Source organism: Microseira sp. BLCC-F43 (assembly GCF_041929235.1).
In the GTDB taxonomy this organism is placed as follows: domain Bacteria; phylum Cyanobacteriota; class Cyanobacteriia; order Cyanobacteriales; family Aerosakkonemataceae; genus Microseira.
This window is the reverse complement of sequence record NZ_JBHFNP010000331.1, coordinates 1-3,200: the sequence shown is the minus strand read 5'-3', so window position 1 is coordinate 3,200 and position 3,200 is coordinate 1. Positions and strand designations below refer to the sequence as shown.

The following is a 3,200-nucleotide window of genomic DNA, read 5'->3' as shown; positions in this document are numbered from 1 at the left end:
ATAGATACTTTGACCGCTCAAAATGATTTTCGATGTTTAGTATTCAGGTCAGAAAATGGGATGGCATTTTAAGTGAAAAATTTAAAAGCATTGAGGGGCAGAGTCAAAGGGGATAAATCAAGATTTTCCACAGGCTTTCCCTGGGGTTTGACTACTCCTAAATCTTGATTAGAAGCGTCAGCGAAATACTTGATTGGGTCAGTAGCCTTACCTTTGTCATAAGCGACGGTGAAATGATTTTGACCCCGATACACCATCTCCAAAGAAATCCGGTCAAACGGTAAGGAAAGTTCATCCGCCACCCCATCACCCAAATCAACCAAAACCGCATAGAATAGCCAAGTCGCCCACACCTGTAACTTTACCCCATTGATGGAACCTGTCCATAAATAGGATAATCCCAACCAGGGTTTAACGGTATTAAAAGCTTCTTCAATCCGCCAACGGCGTCGATATAAATCTGCCACCACATAGGGAGGTAATATGTGAGGGTCAGTCACAGAAGTAAGATAGGAATACCAGGTTTTACCAGCTCGAATTTCCACTAACCGCAGTGTGAGGATAGGTGTCCCATTGCGTCGCGTACCTAATTTTATCAGTTGGTCTTTAACCGAATTATTAGCCGTGAAAAATTGAATTAATTTTACATAAGCTTTTGCCTTGATTCGAGGAATAAAATCTACTTGTTTACTCATCATTTCGCTCACGCTAAAACTGGAAATGATAAAACCCAAGCTTCAAGTAAGAGCAATGTTTTAGCTGACATTAAGGATAGCAAACCTTCTTCAAATTTAGTTTCAGATGCGAGGGGATTATGATGGAACCAAACTTCTATAGGTAAACGAGTTATCAAGTCAACCACCGTACAAATTTTGCCAGCTAACTGCCCTGGCTTGACATCTTCTAAGCTTTTCAGCTTACGAAATAATGCTTCTAATGTTGAACCATCTGCTACCCAAATCTTTTCAAAATGGCGACTGGCGAAACTAATACTTTCAGGTATTGGGCGTTTTTGACGCTGTTGCCAAGAAGATTGTCAGGCTGGTAGTAAATGTTTAAATACTCGAGCGAATCGGGGGGCTGGGAATTCTAATAATCTCTCTGATAGGGATTGTTGAGCTACTTTGGTTCCCCGACACCAAAGTAAATCTTCTCTCTCTAAAAGTCGAGTTAATTCCTGTACTGATGGTACTTGTCGCCATAGCAGGGTTAAGATTGCTGCTACCATTAATGATAAATTTAGTATGGGGTTTCGTAATCCCAACTGACGGTAGTAAGCTGGTTGATTGAAAATTGCTGGTGTTAGTAATGTTTCTAGATGTGCGGCAATAGCTTGGTTGTTTGGGCTGGGTGTATTGTGCCGCTTCCCGCGATCCGGATGGCGAAAAATCCGCTTTTTCATGCTTATATCATCAAACAATAGCTCCTGCTAGTTTGACATCTTTAGTATCCTAATGCTTCGGCAGATGAGCGATATACGAGCCTTTTTGATCCGCATACCAGTAGTCTCTGCTGAAACAGGAATGCTCCCAAAGATCGTATTTATGCGGCTTTAATGAGAATGATAATCATAGAAAGAGGGAAAAGGCAATCAAAGATTGCCTTTTGGATATTGCAAACATGTTTGAGAGTCACCCCAACTTAACCGCCGAGGATATCCTGAAGAACCTAAAAACCACCGACGAATGTCCCTGGCTGGAAGTATATTTCCCGGAACTACAGAAACATGGCGAAATAGATGTTTCTCTTCTACTTACTGAGCCTGATGATGACGATGATTTGGTAAGTTGTGTTGACGGGCTGAACGAGGTAACCACTGAAATTGAATGGACAATTCAAGATGTTCTTCCGACAGGATATGCGGTAATTCTTACTGGAAAACCTGGCTGCGGCAAGTCTTTGTCGGCTTTTGATATGGCAGCAGCAATCGCGTGTGGAACAGTCTGGAATGCCAAACAGTGCAAGCAAGGCAAGGTGCTAATTTTAAACAACGACCAGCCAGAAGACGTGTTGAAGCGGTTACTTAAAATCCGCCTAGGTGAGGATATGGAGTTGCGGTCGCAAGTCTTTTTCAAGCATGGTTGGGTAGCTGACGAGAAAGGACTGGAAAAGTTACGTAAGTGGGAGAAAAAATACGGGTTTTATCTGGTCATTATGGACTCGGTAAGAGAATGCATCTGCACTCCACTAGGGCTGAGTGAGAACACCCCTGAAACAGGTCATAAACTGAAGGAAGTTGCAAGAATTGTTACCGATAACCGTAGTTGCTTTATTGCCATCCACCATGACAAGAAAGGCGATGGTGATGGGATAGATAAAGCAGCAGGTCATAACAGCTTAACCAGTCCGTTGGACGCTCACTGGCGAATTACCAGAGGGGTTACAGGATGCCTCCTTTCAATGCCTAAGACCCGTGGCTACAACCCTATTGAGATTAACTATCAAATTGACTTCCCTACAGGCATCTGCCACGTGGTGGAAGGGCAGCAATCGTCGGTAACAGGTAACAGTAACAACCCTACTCTAGGGGAACGGGTTGTTACCTATCTATCTGAATCGGATTCACAGGATGGCGCTACCAGGAAAGAACTAGCTGAAGCCCTAGCAGTTAAAGAAAACTCCCTCAAGGTGATATTGCAGCGTTTAATGGCTGACGGCACAGTTGAGTCTGTCGAGAACCCATTGAACCCAAAAGCAAAAGCTGTATCGGCTGACAGACGATAGCGAATAACACCTGCCTCACAGGTAATTTGTTGTTGTCGCTGTTACAGCCCTCGTGGGGATGAATTGAATTAATTCAACTCCTACTATATCCGCCTACCCCTAGACCGTCAATCTGGGGGTTCTTAGGTATGATGTCAGGCATTGACATATTACTTGATATCAGGTTTTTTGGAATCGGACAAACTTGATATCAACTTATGATAGACTTTAGTGAACTACCTACACTCCCGCTTGCGGTGAGTGTAGGCTTCTAGCATTCCTGAGAACTACTAGAACTTCCTCCCTTGGTACTATTAGTAGTAGAGTCACCTACCACTGGATTCCCTCTACGGCGTTTTATCGTCAGGTTAGAGTCGAGTGAAGAATCACTTCTCCACCCTCTCCTACAGAACCGGACTTGACAGTTTCCCATCATCCGGCTCCTCAATAACTCGGTTCTTTATCAAGAATACCTAAACTACCATCGTTGGCAGTCT

Annotated in this window: 1 protein-coding gene and 1 pseudogene; one reads left to right on the top strand and one right to left on the bottom strand. The window is 43.5% G+C overall.

The annotated features are described in order from the left end of the window. Positions 1–107: 107 nt before the first annotated feature. Positions 108–1,402, bottom strand: a pseudogene (locus tag ACE1CM_RS44135) (IS4 family transposase); the annotation flags it as partial. Positions 1,403–1,620: 218 nt separating this feature from the next. Between ACE1CM_RS44135 and ACE1CM_RS44130 the strand changes: the two are divergent. After that, entirely contained in the window at positions 1,621–2,724 is a 1,104-nt protein-coding gene (locus ACE1CM_RS44130; protein ID WP_374885775.1) for an AAA family ATPase, read from the top strand. The last annotated feature ends 476 nt before the right edge of the window (positions 2,725–3,200 follow it).

Coding starts and splice junctions, on each gene's coding strand:
- ACE1CM_RS44130 (WP_374885775.1), top strand. CDS start 1,621: ATGTTTGAGAGTCACCCCAACTTAACCGCCGAGGATATCCTGAAGAAC.